The sequence below is a fragment of the Kitasatospora sp. NPDC088742 genome (genome assembly GCF_055584905.1).
This window is the reverse complement of the sequence record NZ_JBVJLD010000003.1, coordinates 66,624-82,801: the sequence shown is the minus strand read 5'-3', so window position 1 is coordinate 82,801 and position 16,178 is coordinate 66,624. Positions and strand designations below refer to the sequence as shown.

The window sequence follows — 16,178 nt, the reverse complement described above, 5'->3', positions numbered from 1 at the left end:
CCAAGGTCACGACCGACCGGCCGTCCACCAGGGCCACCCCCCTTGCCCGATAGGGCAAGAGCGGATGCCCACCGGTCTACGCTGTCCCCAGGACCGTCAGATCCGCACAAGACCGACCGGCAACTGGATCTGGCGCACGGACGGAGTCGGGGGACCCGGTGATCGTGATCTACCTGTACGTGGTGCTGCCGCTGCTCTGCTGGGTGGTGATGGCCCGTACCCGAACCGCCGGGATCCCGGTCGCCCTCGCGCTGCTGGCCGGAGCGGTGGTGCTGGAGGGCCACGCGCTGGGGTGGTGGACCTTCCGGGGCGCTCCCGAGTTCTACCTCGAGTACCTGGTCCTGGCCGGGCTGGTCGTGCTCGGCGGCGTGTACACCGAACGCCACCTCCTCGGCCCCCGGCCCGCACCCCGCCCGCGCCGGGTCTCGGTCGCCAACGCGGTGTTCGGCGTCCAACTGGGCCTGGTGACCGCCCTCACCCCGTTCTTCGCCCTGCTGTTCTTCAACTCCGCGAGCGGAGTCCCCCGCACCGCCCCGGCCGTACCCGACGGCTTCACCCTGACCCGCCCGGACGGGGAGAGCTGCGGCTCCACCATCTGCACCCTCTTCTGGGAGGTCCACAGCACGGCGGGCCTGCCGCCGGAGGAGACCGTCCGGCGCCTGCGGGCGGTGGAGGAGCCCTGCCGTCCCAACGGCTGGCTGCTGGACCGGCGCAGCCGCTGCGTCTCCGTCGACCGCCAGGGCGACCGGGTCTGGGTGGCCGTCAGCCTCTCCGAGGACGACTGACGGCCACCCGCTACTCGGAGCTCAGCACCGCCGCACTGGTCCGCCGCCCCGCCGAGCGGGCCGGCAGGTAGGCGCCGAGCACCGCGATCACCACCCCGGAGACCCCGACCAGGGCCAGCTGCGGCAGGTGCCAGACCTGCTTGAGGGACTCCGGGAAGACCACCACCGCGATGTCGTCCAGCAGGACCCGGTGCGCCGCCATCCCCAGCGGGATGCCCAGCACGCCGCCGACCACGCCCACCACGGCCATCGAGGTCACGAACATCACCGTGACCTGACGCGGGGTCATCCCGATCGACTTCAGCATGCCGAGGTCCCGGCGCCGCTCCCGGCTGTTCAGCAGCACGGTGTTGAGGACCCCGAGCGCCGCCACCGCCGTGAGCAGCACGGTGAAGACCCCGGAGAAGGCCACCAGCGTGGTGGTCGCGGTGGTGCCGTCGTCGGCGAGCGAGGCCCGCAGGCCGGGATCGGCCGCCGCCACCGCCTCCCGGTACGCCCGGGAGTCCGCGCCCGGGGCCAGCCGGACCTCGTAGTGGACCGCTTCCGCCTCCGGGGCCAGCTGCGCCAGGGTGGCCCAACTCGCCTCCACGAAACGGGAATCGCCGTCCAGCTCCTCGCCGACGATGACCGCCTCGGCCCTCCGCCCGTCCAGCTCCAGGGTGATCCGGTCACCGACCCGTGCACCGTGCTGCCGCAGGTATCCCGGCGAGACCACCACCTCACCCGGCGCCTCACCCAACTCCCGTCCCGCGACCAGCCGTTCACTCCTCCCGGGGTCCTGGTCCCCGCGCCGGAAGAAGGCAGCCAGCTGCTCGGTGGTACCGACCTGGCCCACCTCCCTGATCGCCTCCGCCGTCAGGCCGACCGCCCCCGGCGTGCTGCGCAGCAGACGCTCGACCTCCGCTCCGGTCAACTTCGGTGCGGTCTCCCCGAGCTGGGGCCGCCCGGCCCAGACCGAGATCCGTGCCCCGCCGTTCCCGCGGCCCACCTCGCCCAGGCCGACCAGGGTGCCGGTCAGGCCGGTGGTGAGGGTGACGGTGGTGACGCCGAGCAGCACCGCCGCCAGCGTGAGCGCCGTCCGGGCCGGACGGGCGAACGGCTGGCCCAGCCCGAGACTGACCGCCCGCGGCAGCCGCGTCCCGGCCAGCCACCGCTGCACCCGCAGCCCCCGCCCGGCGCTCGGAGCGCTGCCCGCGGTGATCACCCGAGCGGCCGGGAGCCGGTGCGCCCGGAGGGCGGGCAGCAGCGCGGCGAGCGCCACCACCAGCGGCATGCCGACCGACGCCACCGCGTACACCCAGCCGTCCACCCCGATCTCCGCGCTGCCCCGCAGCACGCCCTGGAACGCGGCCTTCAGCACCGGCCCGCCGAGCACGGCCCCCAGGGCGGTGCCGAGCAGTGCCCCGGCCACCGCCGGGACGGTGACCATCAGCAGGTAGACGCCCAGCACCTGGTTCGGGGTGAAGCCGAGCGCCTTTAGCACCCCGATGTGGCGCAGGCCGGAGACCACCGCGCCGCTCACCACGTTCGCCACGATCAGCACCGCGACCAGTACGCCGAGCAGCCCGAACATGGCCATGACCGGCAGGTACGCCTCGGCGGTCGCGGAGAACACCGCCTTCAGCTCCAGGTAGCTGCGGGCCGCCGTCAGGGCACCCTCGGGCAGGCCCTCGCCGACTCCGTCCACAGCCGCGCGCACCTGCTGCTCCGTGCCGGATTCCGTGAAGCGGTAGAGCATCTGACGCCCCGTCGGGTGCAGCGCGGCAACCTGCTCCGGGACCGCCCAGCCGTCGGCGGTGCGGCTCATCGAGACGGCCACGCCCACCACCGTGAGCTCGGTTCCGCCCCGCAACGACAGCCGGCTGCCGACCAGCCCGGGCCGGATCATCCCGCCGTCCTGGTTGAGCACCACCTCACCCGTGGCCCCGGCCCACCGTCCCGCCACCAACTCGACCCGGTCCACCGCGTCACCCGCGCCGCCGGACCGCCCGACCAGGTCGAAGGCACCCTCCGGCACCCCGGCCACGGGTGCGCTGAGCGCCACCGACACGGTGTCGAAGGGCCCGGCCGCCGCCTCCACCCCCGGCCGCCGCGCGCGCTCGGCGAGCTGGCCGGCCGTCACCTTCGAAGCGTCGTAGACGGCCGTGACGTGCGCACCGTGCTGCTTCTCGAAGGCCCGGTCGAAGGGCGCGGAGAGCGCCACCAGCAGGCCGAGCGCCAGCACCACCGTGGCCGTGGCGGCGAACACCACCAGGCCGATCAGCGTCATCTGCAGCCGGCGCCGCCGCACCCCGGCCCGGGCCGCCCGCCAGACCGCGCTCACCGGCCCGCCCCCGCCCGCGCCGCCACGTCCCCGTCGGTCACGGCGCTCTCCCGCACCACCCGGCCGTCCGCGAACTCCACCAGCCGGCTCGCGCAGCGCGCCGCCAGCAGCGGGTCGTGGGTGACCATCAGCAGCGTCTGCCCGATCTGGTTGAGGTCGATCAGGAGGTCCATCACCTGCTCACCGGAGCGGCTGTCCAGCGCACCGGTCGGCTCGTCCGCCAGCAGCAGCGCCGGACGGTTCATCAAGGCCCGGGCCACCGCGACCCGTTGGCGTTCGCCGCCGCTGAGCACCGCCGGGTAGGCGTTGCGCCGGTCGGCGATCCCCAGCTCCTCCATCAGCTCCAGCGCCCGCCGCCGGGCCTGCTTGACCGGGGTGCCGGTGAGCTGCGCGGCCAGCGCCACGTTGTCCAGGGCCGGCAGGTCGTCCAGCAGGTTGAAGAACTGGAACACCATGCCGACCTGCCGCCGCCGGTAGAGCGCCAGCCCGGTCTCGTTCAACTCCCCCAGGTCCTGCCCGTTCACCGTCACCGTGCCCGAGGTCGGGCGGTCCAGGCCGGCCACCAGGTTCAGCAGGGTGGACTTGCCGCAGCCCGAGGGCCCCATCACGGCCACCGCCTCGCCCGGCCGGATCTCCAGCGAGACCCCCGCCAGCGCATCCGTCTCCCCGTACGCCTTGCGCACCCCGTCCAGCCGCACCACCGGTGGCCGGACTCCCTCGTGATCGTTCGTCATGCCGAGAAACCTAGGAGGCACCACCCGCCGCCCACATCCCTCCCCCGGTGCATCCGACGGCGGCCGTCATCCTGGAGATGTACGGACCCTCCGCCGCCCGGACGGTGACGATCAAGCTCCGGCCTGCGAGGATGACGGTCATGTGGGGGTTGGGAGTGAACGTGGCGGTCGTCGGCGCGGTCGCCGTACCGGTGCTCGTGGCCGCCGTGCTGGCGCTCGCGCTGCGGCGTGCCCGGCGGCTGCACCGCGCCGTGCTGGAGGAGCGCGGCTGGCTGCTGGAGCGCGAGCGGGCGGCGGCGGCCGAGGGTGCCGTCCGGGCCGAACGGGCCCGGATCGCGGCCGAGTTGCACGACGTGGTGAGCCACAACGTGAGCCTGATGGTGGTGCAGGCCGGGGCCGCCCGGGAGGTGCTGGCCACCCTGCCGGAGGAGGCCGCCCGCGCGATGGCCGCCGTCGAGGCGGCCGGGCGCGGCACCATGACCGAACTGCGCCAGCTGCTCGGCCTGCTGGCCCCGCCGCAGGACGGTTCCGAACCGGAGGACCCCGAGGCGCTGCTGACCCCGCAGGCGGGCCTGGACCGGCTCGGCTCCCTCGTCGACCGGATCGCCTTCGCCGGCCTGCCGGTGGAGGTCCGGATCTCCGGCGAGCCGCAGCCGCTGCCGGCCGGCATCGACGTGACGGCCTACCGGATCGTCCAGGAGGCCCTGACCAACGCGCTCAAGCACGGCGACGGCAGCCGGGCCGACGTGACGATCCGTTACTCCGCGCACGCCCTGCGGGTGGAGGTCCTGAACGGCGGCCCCAGCGTCCTCACCGGTACGGCCCCCCGCCCCCGCACGACCTCCGCCCCGGCCGACGGCGCGGGCCACGGCCTGACCGCCCTGCGCGAACGCGTGGCCGTCCACGGCGGCGACCTCGACGCCCGCCGCCGCCTCGGCGGCGGCTACCGCGTCCGCGCCCGCATCCCCCTGGACCGCCCGTGACCACTCCTCCCCCGCCCCTGCCTCCGGCCGCTCCCGCTCCCCGGGTCGTGATCGCCGACGACCAGGAACTGATCCGCACCGGCTTCCGGCTGATCCTGACGGCCCGTGGGATCGACGTGGTGGCCGAGGCCGCCGACGGCGCCGAGGCCGTCAGTGCCGTCCGCCGCACCCGGCCCGACGTCGTCCTGCTCGACATCCGGATGCCCGTCCTGGACGGCCTGGCCGCCGCCCGGCAGATCCTGGCCGAGGCGCCCGCCACCAAGGTGGTCATGCTGACCACCTTCGACCTGGACCACTACGTCTACACCGCGCTCTCCCTCGGGGCCAGCGGCTTCCTGCTCAAGGACGTCACCTCCGAGCACCTGGCCAACGCCGTCCGCCTGGTCGGCACCGGGGACGCCCTGCTCGCCCCCTCCATCACCCGCCGCCTGGTCGAACGCTTCGCCAACCCCCTCTCCCCGCCCGCCCCGCACCCCGACCTCACCCCCCTCACCACCCGTGAACGCGAGGTCCTCACCCTCCTCGGCGGCGGCCTCTCCAACGCCGAACTCGCCCGCCACCTCACCCTCAGCGAAGCCACCGTCAAGACCCACGTCGCCCGCATCTTCGCCAAGCTGGGCCTCCGCGACCGCGCCCAGGCCGTCGTCCTCGCCTACGAAACCGGCCTGGTCACCCCGAACCGCTGACCCACCGGCCGAGCCCGCGCTGCCGTCCGGACCGCTCGGTCTCCGCCCTCGTAGACTCGCGGCATGGGTACCAGGTACAGGCTGTCCGTGCTGGACCGCTCGCACGTCCGGGACGGCCACGGGGCGGCGGAGGCGCTGCGCGAGACGGTGCGGACGGCGGTGGCGGCCGAGGAGGCGGGGTACCACCGGTTCTGGCTGGCGGAGCATCACGGGGTGCCCGGCATCGCCGGGTCGGCTCCGACGGTGCTGGCGGCGGCCGTGGCCGCGCGGACCGGACGGATCAGGATCGGCACCGGCGGGGTGATGCTGCCCAACCACCGGGCGGTGGTGGTGGCGGAACAGTTCCGGGTGCTGTCCGCGCTCTTCCCCGGACGGATCGACCTCGGGGTGGGGCGCTCTGTCGGATTCACCAAGGCGATCCAGCAGGCGCTCGGCCACGGACGGGAGGACGCGGACACGTTCCCCGCCCAACTCGCCGAACTGCTCGACTGGTTGGGCGAGGGGACGACCGCACTCCACCCCCGGGTGCGGGTCCAGCCGGACGAGGTCGAGCCGGTGCCGCCGTACGTCCTGGCGATGGGCGAGGGCGGCCGGATCGCGGCCGGGGCCGGTCTGCCGGTGGTGGTCGGCGGGCTGCACGACCGGGACCGGTTGGTCGGCATCGTGACCGAGTACCGGGAGACGTTCCGGCCCTCCGCCTGGTGCCCGGAGCCGCGCGTGCTGCTCGCGGCCCCCGTCGCCGTGGCCGACACCGCCGCCGAGGCCCGCGACCTGCTGGCGCCCGAGGCCTGGGCGATCGTCCGCTCCCGCTCGGACGGCGCGTTCCCCGCGCTGCCCTCCCCCGAACGGGTCCGGGCGGCCGAACTGACGCCGCGTGAGCGGGAGCTCTTCGACCGGACGGTGGCCGGCCAGGTGGCGGGGACGGCGGAGACCGTCCGCGCGGAGCTCGACGACCTGGTCCGCCTGACCGGCGCCGAGGAGGTCCTGGTCACCACCGGCGCCCACGACCCGGCCGTGCACCGCGAGACGCTCCGCCGGATCGCCGAGGCGCTGGCGTAGCCGCCGCAGACGCGGAACGGCCCGCCGGAGAACCGGCGGGCCGTTCCGCGGACAGGGTCGGGCAGCGGTCGGCGGACCGTCAGGCGCACTTGCCCGGGGTGCCGCTGTAGAGCTTGACGTTCGCCGAGGAGATCCAGCCCTTACCGCTCACCGTGTCCAGGTAGTACCAGGTGGTGCCGGTGATGTTGGCCCAGCAGAGGGCCGTGGCACCGGAGCCGTCCGGCACCGGGGAGCCGTGCGTTCCGCAGCCGCTGGACGGGCCGTCGTAGAGGTTGTAGGAGTTGTACGGACCGTCGACGGTGGCGGTCTTGGAGCTGACGGCGCCCGGCTTCGAGCCGCAGCCGATGGCGGCGTGGGCGGCGGTGCCGGTCGCGACGGTGAGGAACGCGGAGGCGGCCAGAGTGGTGGCCAGGCCCAGTGCGCGGAGCTTCATGGAGTTGCCTTCCGTTGTCCGGTGATCCGGTGAGCGGTGCTTGCGGGACCAGAGACTTCCAGTTGGCCATGGCCGCGTCATCGAACGAGCGGGCTACTTCGAACACCACCGGGTCAACCCCGCGTGGTACCACGCACCGGTGGACTCAACCATTTGGTCTACACCACACAGCTGAGACCGTGTCAGGTCCGCACCCGGGCCGCCGGGATGACCAGCGGCTTCCCGGTCTCCGGGTCCTCGATCACCCGGCAGGGCAGCCGGAACACCTGCTCCACCAGTTCGGCGGTGACGATCTCGGCCGGGTCGCCCTCGGCCAGCACCCGGCCGTCGCGCATGGCGATCAGGTGGGTGGCGTACCGGGCCGCGTGGTTGAGGTCGTGCAGGACGGCGACCAACGTCCGCCCCTGCTCCTCGTGCAGGCGGGCGCAGAGGTCGAGCACCTCGATCTGGTGGGCGATGTCCAGGTAGGTGGTGGGCTCGTCCAGCAGGAGCAGCGGGGTCTGCTGGGCCAGCGCCATGGCGATCCAGACCCGCTGGCGCTGGCCGCCGGAGAGCTCGTCCACCTGACGGTCCGCCAGGTCCAGCACGCCGGTCGCGGCCATCGACTCGTCGGTGATCCGCTCGTCCTCGCGGGACCACTGCCGCAGCAGTCCCTGGTGCGGGTGGCGTCCGCGCGAGACCAGTTCGGCGACGGTGATGCCGTCGGGGGCGATGGAGGTCTGCGGCAGCAGGCCGAGGGTGCGGGCCACCGTGCGCGGTGGCAGCTTGGCGATGTCACCGCCGTCCAGCAGCACCCGGCCGGCCTTGGGCCTGAGCACCCGGGCCAGGGCGCGCAGCAGGGTGGACTTGCCGCAGGCGTTGGGGCCGACGATGACGGTGAAGGAGTTGTCCGGGACCGCCACCTCCAAGCCCTCGGCGATGGTGCGCTGCTCGTAGGCGAGGGTGAGCCCCTGCCCGGCGAGCCGCGAGGAGGGGAGAGCGGTGGTCACCTTGGTGGTCTCTTCCTGTCGAGCCGTCATATCCGTCCTGCCTTGCGTTCGGTGGCCATCAGCCACACCAGGTAGCCGCCGCCGAGCACGCCGGTCACCACACCCACCGGCAGCTGGCGGCCGTCGACCAGGTGCTGTCCGAGCAGGTCGGCGCCGACCGTGAGGGCCGCGCCGACGGCCATCGCGCCGGTGAGGTTCGGGCCGGGGGCGCGGGAGAGGCGGCGGGCGAGCTGAGGGGCGGTCAGCGCGACGAAGGAGACCGGCCCGGCGGCCGCGGCCGCGAAGGCGGCGACCAGGACGGCGGTGGCGAGCAGCAGCAGCCGTACGCCCCGCACGCGCACGCCGAGCGCGGAGGCGGCCTCGTCGCCCATCTCCAGCAGCCGCAGCGACCGTCCGGCGCCGAGCAGCACGGCCGGCAGCACGACGGCCAGCACCAGGGCGAGCGGACCGGCCTGGCTCCAGCCGCGGCCGTCCAGGCTGCCGGTGAGCCAGAGCATCGCCCGGGAGGCGTCGACCAGTTCGGCTCGGGTGAGCAGGTAGCCGTTGACCCCGGTGAGGATGGCCATCACGCCGATGCCGATCAGCACCAGCCGGGTGCCGTGCACGCCGCCGCGCCAGGCCAGCAGGTAGATCAGCAGCCCGGTGAGCAGTCCTCCCGCCACCGCGCCGACCGAGAGGGCGGCGGTGGAGCCGCCGAGCAGCACGATCGCCACCAGCGCGCCGGTGGAGGCGCCCTGGGTGAAGCCGAGCATGTCGGGGCTGCCGAGCGGGTTGCGCACCAGGGACTGGAAGAGCGCCCCGGAGAGCGCCAGCGCGGCGCCGGCCAGCAGCGCGGTGGCCACCCGGGGCAGCCTCAGCTCGTGGACGATGAAGTCCTGGGCGGGGGTGCCGTCGCCGAGCAGGGTGCGCACCACCTCGGCGGGGGAGATCGGGTAGTCGCCGGTGCCGATCGTCAGGACGGCGAGGAGCAGCACCGAGGCCAGGACGAGGGCGAGCGCCACCAGCGCGCGCACGCGCAGGCGCACGGACAGCCCGCCGGCCCGCAGGGTGACCGGCCGGGTGGGGGTGCGGTCCGTATCCGTATCGCCCTGCGTGGCCTTCTGAGTGGTGCTCATGCCCGCACCGCCTTGGGCCGCCTGACGAAGTGGAGGAAGAGCGGGCCGCCGAGCACCGCCGTGACGATCCCTACCTGGAGCTCGCCGGGGCGCCCGAGCACCCGCCCCAGCACGTCCGCGCCGAGCAGCAGCACCGGGGCCAGCACCGCGCAGTAGGGCAGCAGCCAGCGCAGGTCCGGGCCGGTGACCGCGCGCACCAGGTGCGGCACCAGCAGGCCGACGAAGACGATCGGGCCGCAGGCGGCGGTGGCCGCGCCGCAGAGCAGGCCGACGGCGAGGATCGCCCCGGCCCGCACCCGGCCGGGCCGGGCGCCGAGCGCCAGGGCCGAATCCTCGCCCAGTGCCAGCGCGTTGAGCGGCTGGGCGAGGGCGAGCGCGAGCAGCGAGCCGACCAGCACGAAGGGCAGCACCTTGAGAACGGTCTCGCTCTGCGCGGAGGCCAGCGAGCCGACGGTCCAGAACCGCATCTGCTGGAGCGAGGCCGCGTTCAGCAGCATCACGGCCATCACGTAGGAGTAGAGCGCGGCGTTCAGCGCGGAGCCCGCCAGGGCCAGCCGGGCGGGGGTGGCGGTGTGGCCGCCGCCGACGGCGTACACGGCCGCGGAGACCACGGCGGCGCCGCCGAGGGCGTACCAGACGTACCCGCCGAAGGAGCTGACGCCGAAGAAGGTGATGGCGGAGGCGACCGCGGCGGAGGCACCGGCGTTGATGCCGAGCAGCCCGGGGTCGGCCAGCGGGTTGCGGGTGAGGGCCTGCATCACGCCGCCGGCCAGGCCGAGCGCGCAGCCGACCAGCAGGCCGAGCAGGGTGCGCGGCAGGCGCATCTCGTGCACCACCGTCCAGCCGGGCGAGCCCTGCTCGGTGAGCCCCCGCCAGACCTCGCCGGGGTCCAGCTGCTTCGCCCCGACCGCCAGGCTGAGCATCAGGACGAGGAGCAGCAGGAGCACGGAGGCGAACAGCCCGGCGGCACGCCGGGCCTGACGCCCCGGCGGCCGTGGGGCGCCCGCCGCGGCCTGCGGTGGCGACTTGGTCAAGGACACGTGCGGACTCCGGTGCAGTTCAGGGGGGTGCCCCGCCCTGATGGACAGTAACAATGGTTAGGCTAACCTAACGATCGGCGGGCAGTGCTCCGGGCACTCCTGGTGGCCGTTCCCGCCCGCTGCGGCGCGCCCGCATGCCCCCGAATGCGGGCGTGCCCGCCGCGGCCACCCCTACCTCCGAGCTCCGCCCCCGCACGCCTTCGCACGAGAGAAGTCACCGCCATGACGAACGCCGGTCCCGCCCACCTCACCCGTCGCGGTCTGCTCACCGCCTCCGGCGCCGTCGGCCTCGGCGCGGTGCTCGCCGCCTGCGGCAGCTCCGGCTCCAAGGACTCCTCGGCCGCGACGGGCTCGGGTGCGGCGTCCGGTCCGTGGTCGTTCACCGACGACCGCAAGAAGGAGGTCACCGCCAAGGCCGTCCCCAAGCGGATCGTCGCCTTCACCGGCACCGCCGCCGCGCTGCACGACTTCGGCGTCCGGGACCAGATCGTCGGCGTCTTCGGCGAGACCAAGGGCGCCGACGGCAAGCCCGACCCGCAGGCCGGCAACCTCGACCTGGGCAAGATCGAGATCATCGGCAACGCCTGGGGCGAGTTCAGCATCGAGAAGTACGCGGCCCTGCGCCCCGACCTGCTGGTCACCCACATGTACGACGCCGACCAGCTCTGGTACGTCCCCGAGGAGAGCAAGGACAAGATCCTGCCGCTCGCCCAGCAGGTCGCCATCAGCACCGGCCGGGTGCCGCTGCCCGAGCCGATCCGCCGCTACGCGGAGCTGGCCGCCTCGCTCGGCGCCGACCTGAAGGCCAAGGAGGTCACCGACGCCAAGGCCCGCTTCGAGGCCGCCGCCGAGAAGCTGCGCCAGGCCGCCAAGGCCGCCAACGGCCTGAAGGTGCTGGCCTGTTCGGGCGCCGCCGACATCTTCTACGCCTCCGCGCCGAGCATGAGCACCGACCTCATGTACTTCAAGGAGCTCGGCGTGGACATCGTCGTCCCGGACAAGCTGGACCAGGGTGGCTACTTCGAGTCGCTCAGCTGGGAGAACGCCGGCAAGTACCGGGCCGACCTGCTGCTGCTCGACAAGCGCTCCACCGCGCTCCAGCCCAAGGACCTGGCGAGCAAGCCGGGTTGGGCCCAGCTCCCGGCCGTCAAGGCCAACCAGATCACCCCGTGGGACGCCGTCCCGCGCTTCTCCTACGCCGGGGCCGCCCCGCTGCTGGAGGACCTGGCCAAGGCCGTCGAGAGTGCCAAGAAGCTCTCCTGACCCGCTCACGCCTCGGACCGACCGGTCTTGTCGGCCACCCACCCCATTCCCTGACGGAGGTACCCAGCGATGTCCGACCAGCCCTTCGCCTTCTTCCCCGCCGAGGTCGTCCGCACCGCCCGGCTGAGCAGCTCGCTGCTCCGGATCACCTTCGGCGGCGCGGCGCTGACCGGCTTCGCCTCCGGCGGGCGGGACCAGAGCTTCTCGCTCTTCCTGCCGCACCCGGGCCAGCCCGAGCCGGTGGTCCCGGTGGAGGAGGGCGAGGGCTGGTTCTGGGCCTGGCGGGCGCTGCCCGAGGCGGAACGGGCGGTGATGCGCTCCTACACCGTGCGCGCCGCCCGGCCCGAACTCCCCGAGGTGGACGTGGACTTCGTCCTGCACGGCGACACCGGCCCGGCCTCCGCCTGGGCCGGACGGGCCGCCGCCGGTGACCGGGTGCTGCTGCTCGGCCCGGCCGTCGAGGACAACACCAGCGTCGGCTTCCGACCCCCGGCCGGGACGGACTGGGTGCTGCTCACCGCGGACGAGACGGCCCTGCCGGCCGCCGCCGCCATCCTGGAGTGGCTCCCGGCCGGGACCCGGGTAAACGCTTTCCTCGAAGTCCCCACCGAGGACGACCGCCTGCACCTCGCCACCGCCGCCGAGGCCGAGGTCCACTGGCTGGTCCGCGACGGCGCCCGGCCGGGCGCGGCCCTGGACGCCCTGCGCGCCGCCGCCCTCCCGGCGGGCACCCCGTACGCCTGGGTGGCCGGCGAGGCCGCCGCCGTCCGCTCGATCCGCCGTCACCTGGTCGGCGAGCGCGGCTTCGACCGCAGGTCGGTGGAGTTCACCGGCTACTGGCGCCTCGGCTCCTCCGAGGAGCAACTGCGCGCCGAGGCCGTCGCCGAGGCCCAGGCGGCGGCGGAGGCGGCCGCGGGCAACGCGGCAGCTGCTGCGGGGTGACGGCGCGGCGCCCCGCCGGGGCGGCGGCCACCCGGCGGGCTCACGCACCGTCAGGCCACCCGGCGGGCTCACGCACCGTCAGGCCGCCCCGCCTCACTCCTCGGCGGGCGCCTCGTCCTCCTCTGCCCGCTGGACGGACAACCCCTGGACCGGGGGGAGTTCCTCCTCCCCCTCCTCCGTCCGCTGCACCGCCGGGGGCACCGGGGACGCCATCGCCCGGTCGGCCGTCGCCGACGCCTCGCGCTCGAAGCGGTCCGAGGGGTCGCTCACCCGGATGCCGCCCACCGTCTCGGTCCCGTCCACCGCTCCGGCCCGTTGCTGCACCACGTGGGTCAGCTCGTGGGCGATGGTGGTCCGGCCCTGGTGCGAGCCCGGGTCGTACGCGTGCCGCTGGAAGACCACGTGCGAGCCGACCGTGTAGGCGTGCGCGTCGACCGACCGGGCGGAGTCGTGCGCGGCCTGGTCGGTGTGCACCCGGACGTCCCCGAAGTCGTGGCCGAGGCGTGCCTCCATGTCCTGCCGCAACTCCGGCTCCAAGGCCTGCCCGCCGCCGGCCACCACCTCGTGCACCGGCGAGGCCCGCTCCTCCCGCTCCTCACCCGAGGCCTCGCCCAGCACCGCGCCGACCGCCGCGTTCCCGGCCACCCGCTGAAGGCCCAACATCCCTGCCGCGCGGAGCACTTCGGGCCGCCCATCGGCCGCGGCCCGTAGCTCCAGCCCGCCCGGTGCGGCTCCCTCACGGTCCGCCCGGGGCCGCGCCTCCGGGCCGCCGCCCTCCCCCTCGTGCTCGTGCTCACGCATGACGCCCCCTCAGCGGCCGGTCCACCCCGCCCACTCTGGTCCGCGCCCCGCTGCCGCACCCAGGGCCCGTAGCCACCGGACCGGGCACCCCGCCCTGCCCGATCGGGCAGGCCCGTCACCGCGACGGCAGCGTCCGCCGAACCCACTGGAAACGGCGGGTGCCGGTACCTCATCATCGGCCGGTGCAGAAGATGAGACACGGCTACACCAACCGCACCGTCGGCGACGGCTCGCGCGTCCGCAAGACCTACGAGGGGCCGGACGCCGCGCTCCGGCTCGCCCGGGAGCGGGAGCTGCTGGCCGCCCTGGCCGGGGACCTGCCGGTCCCGCCCGTCCTCGGAACGGACGAGGGCTCGCTCACCCTCGCGCTGCTCCCCGGCGTCCCCGGCCAGGACCTGCTCACCGAGGACTCCGCCCAGGCCGCCGAGGTACTGGCCGCGTGCGGCGCCCTGTTGAGCCGGATCCACCGTCTACGGCCCGCAGTGCTTCCCCTCGGCCCCGGCCAGGTGTTGGTGCACGGCGACTTCGGACCCAACAACGTCCTGCTGGACCCGACCACCCGTCAGGTCACCGCCGTCCTCGACTGGGAGTTCGCGCACCCGGGCGCCCCCGTCGAGGACCTGGCCTGGTGCGAGTGGATCGTGCGCATGCACCACCCCGAACGGCGCCCCGCCCTCCGCCACTTCTTCGAGGCCTACGAGGGCCCGGTCCCGGACTGGGCCGAACGGCGCGCCGCCATGCTCACCCGCTGCGCCGAACTGGAGCGCTTCTGCGCACGGTGGGCCCCCGATGGCCCCGCCGTGCGGCAGTGGCGCGACCGGGCCGCCGTCACCGCCTCCTGGACGGAGTGAGGACCCCGGCCGGCAGGGCGATCAGGTGCGGACCACGACCTGGTCGCCCTGCGGGCCGAAGAGGTGCAGGACCTCGACGGGGTGGTCGTCGGCGGGGCCGAACCAGTGCGGCTCGCTGGTGTCGAACTCGGCCACCTCCCCCGGACGGAGCGTCAGTTCGCTCGCGCCGAGGATCAGGCGGACGGTGCCGGCCAGGACGTAGAGCCACTCGTAGCCGCCGTGGGTGACCAGCTTGGGCTCGCGCGGGGACAGCACCTGCTTGAACACCCGGACCCGGCCCGGGTACTGGGTGAGCGGCACGACCACGCTGCCGTCGTGGCGGTGGACCGGCTGGAGGTGGACGCGCGGGTCCCCGCTGGCGGGGGCGGCGACCAGCTGGTCCAGGGCCACCCGGTGGGCCCGGGCGAGCGGGATGAGGAGTTCGAGCGAGGGCCGCCGCTTGCCGGACTCCAGGCGGGAGAGGGTGCTGACCGAGATGCCGGTGGTCTCGGCGAGCGCCTCCAGGGTGAGGCCCCGGTCACGGCGCAGGGTGCGCAGCCGGGGGCCGATGGCGTCCAGTACCTCTTCGAGTTCCACGTCCACGGGGCCATCCTTGCAGGAACGGCAAAGCACCTGGGCACGACGGGGCCCGCAGCCCCAGGCTGGGCGGCAGCACCTTCCTGACGCACCGTTCCGACGCCCTGTCCTGCCGCACCGTGAGAGGCCACCGTGAGAACCAGCTCCCCCGCCGTCACCTCCTCCTCCGCCCAGCCACCCCAACTCGACGCCCGCCGCCGGTGGACGGTGCTGGCGGTCTGCTGCCTCAGCCTGTTCCTGGTCGGCCTGGACACCACCATCGTCAACATCGGCCTGCCCGCCATCGGCACCGGCCTGGACGTCTCGGTGCACGCCCTCGCCTGGACCCTCGACGCGTACACCGTCGTGCTGACCGCCCTGCTGATCACCTCCGGCGCCCTGGCGGACCGCTTCGGCCGGCGCCGGATCTTCCGCCTGGGGCTGGCGGTGTTCGGCACCGCCTCGCTGCTCTGCGCGCTGGCGCCGTCCCTCGGCTGGCTGGTGGCGGCGCGCGCCGTACAGGGGATCGGGGCCTCGATGCTCAGCCCGGTGGCGCTGGCCATCGTGGTCAACGCCATGCCCGACCCCAAGGAGCGGGCCCGGGCGATCGGGATCTGGGCGGCGGTGTTCGGGCTGAGCATGGCCGCCGGGCCGGTGACCGGTGGTGCGCTGGTGGACGGCCTCGGGTGGCGCTCGCTGTTCTGGGTCAACGTGCCGGTGGTGCTGGTGGCCCTGGTCCTGACGGCGCGTCACGTACCGGAGTCGCGGGCGCCGCGGGCCCGGCCGCTCGACCTGCCGGGGCAGGTGCTGTTGGCGGTGCTGGTCGGGGTCACGGTCGGAGTGCTGATCGAGGGCCCTCGGATCGGCTGGACCTCCCCCGCCGCGCTGGCCGCCTACGCGGTGGCGGGGGCCGCGACGGTCGCCTTCGTGCTGGTGGAGGGGCGGCGCGCGGAGCCGTTGATGGACCTCCGGCTGTTCCGCCGCCCGGCCTTCACCGGCGCGGTGCTGGGCGCGGTGGCGGTGTTCGTGGCGCTCGGACTGACGCTGCTGCTCTCCACCCTCTACCTCCAGCAGACCCGGGGCTGGACCGCGCTGGCCGCCGGGACCGCCACCCTGCCGATGGCCCTCGGCGCGATCGTCTGCGCCCCGTGGTCCGGCCGCCTCACGGCCAGGGTCGGCCCGCGCCGGCCGCTGCTGCCGGCCGGTGGTTTCCTGACGGCGGGCGGCGCCTGCCTGTTCGGGCTGTTCTCGCTGGAGGGGGGCGGCGGGCTGACGGTCCTGCCGCTGCTGCTCGGCTACCTGCTGGTCGGGATCGGCTTCGGCTTCGCCAACGCCCCGATCACCAACACGGCGGTGAGCGGCCTGCCCCCGGCCCGCGCCGGGGTGGCCGGCGCGATCACCTCCACGGCGCGGCAGTTCGGCTCCGCGCTGGGAATCGCGCTGGCCGGCGTACTGGTCGCGGGCGTGGCACCGGCCGACCTGGCGTCGGCCACCCGGCCGGGGTGGCTGCTGGTGGCGGCCTGCGGACTGCTGCTGCTCCTGGTCGCCCGGGCGGGCCACGGCGAAGGCTCGTCGAAGGCGGCAGCCACGCGGCCGTCCTGACGGTAGGTCAGCGGGCC

Annotated in this window: 16 protein-coding genes; 8 read left to right on the top strand and 8 right to left on the bottom strand. The window is 74.6% G+C overall.

Annotation, left to right across the window (positions count from 1 at the left end; translation table 11 throughout):
* The first annotated feature begins 158 nt into the window (after positions 1-158).
* The gene (locus ACZ6ZR_RS04685) at positions 159-785 is read left to right on the top strand and encodes a hypothetical protein (protein ID WP_465639352.1); all 627 of its coding nucleotides are present in this window, start codon (positions 159-161) and stop codon (positions 783-785) included.
* A 10-nt stretch (positions 786-795) separates the two neighbouring features.
* On the opposite strand, the gene ACZ6ZR_RS04680 is transcribed toward ACZ6ZR_RS04685, so the two are convergent.
* Together ACZ6ZR_RS04680 and ACZ6ZR_RS04675 are read right to left on the bottom strand one after the other, a co-directional pair.
* Positions 796-3,108 carry an ABC transporter permease gene (locus tag ACZ6ZR_RS04680; RefSeq protein WP_465639350.1) on the bottom strand — a complete coding sequence of 771 codons (2,313 nt, stop codon included), beginning with the start codon at positions 3,106-3,108 and terminating at the stop codon, positions 796-798.
* On the bottom strand, positions 3,105-3,842 hold the full coding sequence (locus ACZ6ZR_RS04675) for an ABC transporter ATP-binding protein (RefSeq protein WP_465639348.1): 738 nt from the start codon (positions 3,840-3,842) through the stop codon (positions 3,105-3,107). Before ACZ6ZR_RS04675 ends, ACZ6ZR_RS04680 begins: the two co-directional genes overlap by 4 nt.
* Positions 3,843-3,982: 140 nt before the next feature.
* Here ACZ6ZR_RS04675 and ACZ6ZR_RS04670 point away from each other — a divergent pair, with 140 nt between their 5' ends.
* The 3 genes from ACZ6ZR_RS04670 (at position 3,983) to ACZ6ZR_RS04660 (ending at position 6,570) form a co-directional block, all read left to right on the top strand.
* The gene (locus tag ACZ6ZR_RS04670) at positions 3,983-4,825 is read left to right on the top strand and encodes a sensor histidine kinase (RefSeq protein WP_465639347.1); all 843 of its coding nucleotides are present in this window, start codon (positions 3,983-3,985) and stop codon (positions 4,823-4,825) included.
* On the top strand, positions 4,822-5,511 hold the full coding sequence (locus tag ACZ6ZR_RS04665) for a response regulator (protein WP_465639345.1): 690 nt from the start codon (positions 4,822-4,824) through the stop codon (positions 5,509-5,511). The genes ACZ6ZR_RS04670 and ACZ6ZR_RS04665 overlap by 4 nt, the downstream gene beginning before the upstream one ends.
* A 63-nt stretch (positions 5,512-5,574) precedes the next feature.
* Positions 5,575-6,570: an LLM class flavin-dependent oxidoreductase gene (locus ACZ6ZR_RS04660; protein ID WP_465639343.1), complete on the top strand. Its 996-nt coding sequence runs from the start codon at positions 5,575-5,577 to the stop codon at positions 6,568-6,570.
* 79 nt (positions 6,571-6,649) lie between these two features.
* Here ACZ6ZR_RS04660 and ACZ6ZR_RS04655 read toward each other — a convergent pair whose 3' ends face one another.
* The 4 genes from ACZ6ZR_RS04655 to ACZ6ZR_RS04640 form a co-directional block, all read right to left on the bottom strand.
* Complete coding sequence (locus tag ACZ6ZR_RS04655; RefSeq protein WP_465639341.1) at positions 6,650-7,003, bottom strand: hypothetical protein; 354 nt, start codon at positions 7,001-7,003, stop codon at positions 6,650-6,652.
* Positions 7,004-7,185: 182 nt separating this feature from the next.
* Positions 7,186-8,022 carry an ABC transporter ATP-binding protein gene (locus ACZ6ZR_RS04650; RefSeq protein WP_465639339.1) on the bottom strand — a complete coding sequence of 279 codons (837 nt, stop codon included), beginning with the start codon at positions 8,020-8,022 and terminating at the stop codon, positions 7,186-7,188.
* A complete protein-coding gene (locus ACZ6ZR_RS04645; RefSeq protein WP_465639338.1) occupies positions 8,019-9,107 on the bottom strand; it encodes a FecCD family ABC transporter permease in 1,089 nt (362 codons plus the stop codon). The genes ACZ6ZR_RS04650 and ACZ6ZR_RS04645 overlap by 4 nt, the downstream gene beginning before the upstream one ends.
* A complete protein-coding gene (locus ACZ6ZR_RS04640; protein ID WP_465639336.1) occupies positions 9,104-10,147 on the bottom strand; it encodes a FecCD family ABC transporter permease in 1,044 nt (347 codons plus the stop codon). The genes ACZ6ZR_RS04645 and ACZ6ZR_RS04640 overlap by 4 nt, the downstream gene beginning before the upstream one ends.
* A 222-nt stretch (positions 10,148-10,369) precedes the next feature.
* On the opposite strand from ACZ6ZR_RS04640, the gene ACZ6ZR_RS04635 reads away from it, so the two are divergent.
* Both ACZ6ZR_RS04635 and ACZ6ZR_RS04630 read left to right on the top strand, forming a co-directional pair.
* Positions 10,370-11,410 (top strand): ABC transporter substrate-binding protein, encoded by a 1,041-nt coding sequence (locus ACZ6ZR_RS04635; RefSeq protein WP_465639334.1) that lies wholly within the window; start codon positions 10,370-10,372, stop codon positions 11,408-11,410.
* A 69-nt stretch (positions 11,411-11,479) separates the two neighbouring features.
* Entirely contained in the window at positions 11,480-12,352 is an 873-nt protein-coding gene (locus ACZ6ZR_RS04630) for a siderophore-interacting protein (protein ID WP_465639332.1), read from the top strand.
* A 93-nt stretch (positions 12,353-12,445) separates the two neighbouring features.
* On the opposite strand, the gene ACZ6ZR_RS04625 is transcribed toward ACZ6ZR_RS04630, so the two are convergent.
* On the bottom strand, positions 12,446-13,153 hold the full coding sequence (locus ACZ6ZR_RS04625; RefSeq protein WP_465639330.1) for an eCIS core domain-containing protein: 708 nt from the start codon (positions 13,151-13,153) through the stop codon (positions 12,446-12,448).
* A gap of 191 nt (positions 13,154-13,344) precedes the next feature.
* On the opposite strand from ACZ6ZR_RS04625, the gene ACZ6ZR_RS04620 reads away from it, so the two are divergent.
* Positions 13,345-14,004 carry a phosphotransferase family protein gene (locus tag ACZ6ZR_RS04620; protein WP_465639633.1) on the top strand — a complete coding sequence of 220 codons (660 nt, stop codon included), beginning with the start codon at positions 13,345-13,347 and terminating at the stop codon, positions 14,002-14,004.
* A 21-nt stretch (positions 14,005-14,025) separates the two neighbouring features.
* Here ACZ6ZR_RS04620 and ACZ6ZR_RS04615 read toward each other — a convergent pair whose 3' ends face one another.
* Positions 14,026-14,586 (bottom strand): helix-turn-helix domain-containing protein, encoded by a 561-nt coding sequence (locus ACZ6ZR_RS04615; RefSeq protein WP_465639329.1) that lies wholly within the window; start codon positions 14,584-14,586, stop codon positions 14,026-14,028.
* 126 nt (positions 14,587-14,712) lie between these two features.
* Here ACZ6ZR_RS04615 and ACZ6ZR_RS04610 point away from each other — a divergent pair, with 126 nt between their 5' ends.
* The gene (locus ACZ6ZR_RS04610) at positions 14,713-16,161 is read left to right on the top strand and encodes an MFS transporter (protein WP_465639327.1); all 1,449 of its coding nucleotides are present in this window, start codon (positions 14,713-14,715) and stop codon (positions 16,159-16,161) included.
* Positions 16,162-16,178 lie beyond the last annotated feature (17 nt).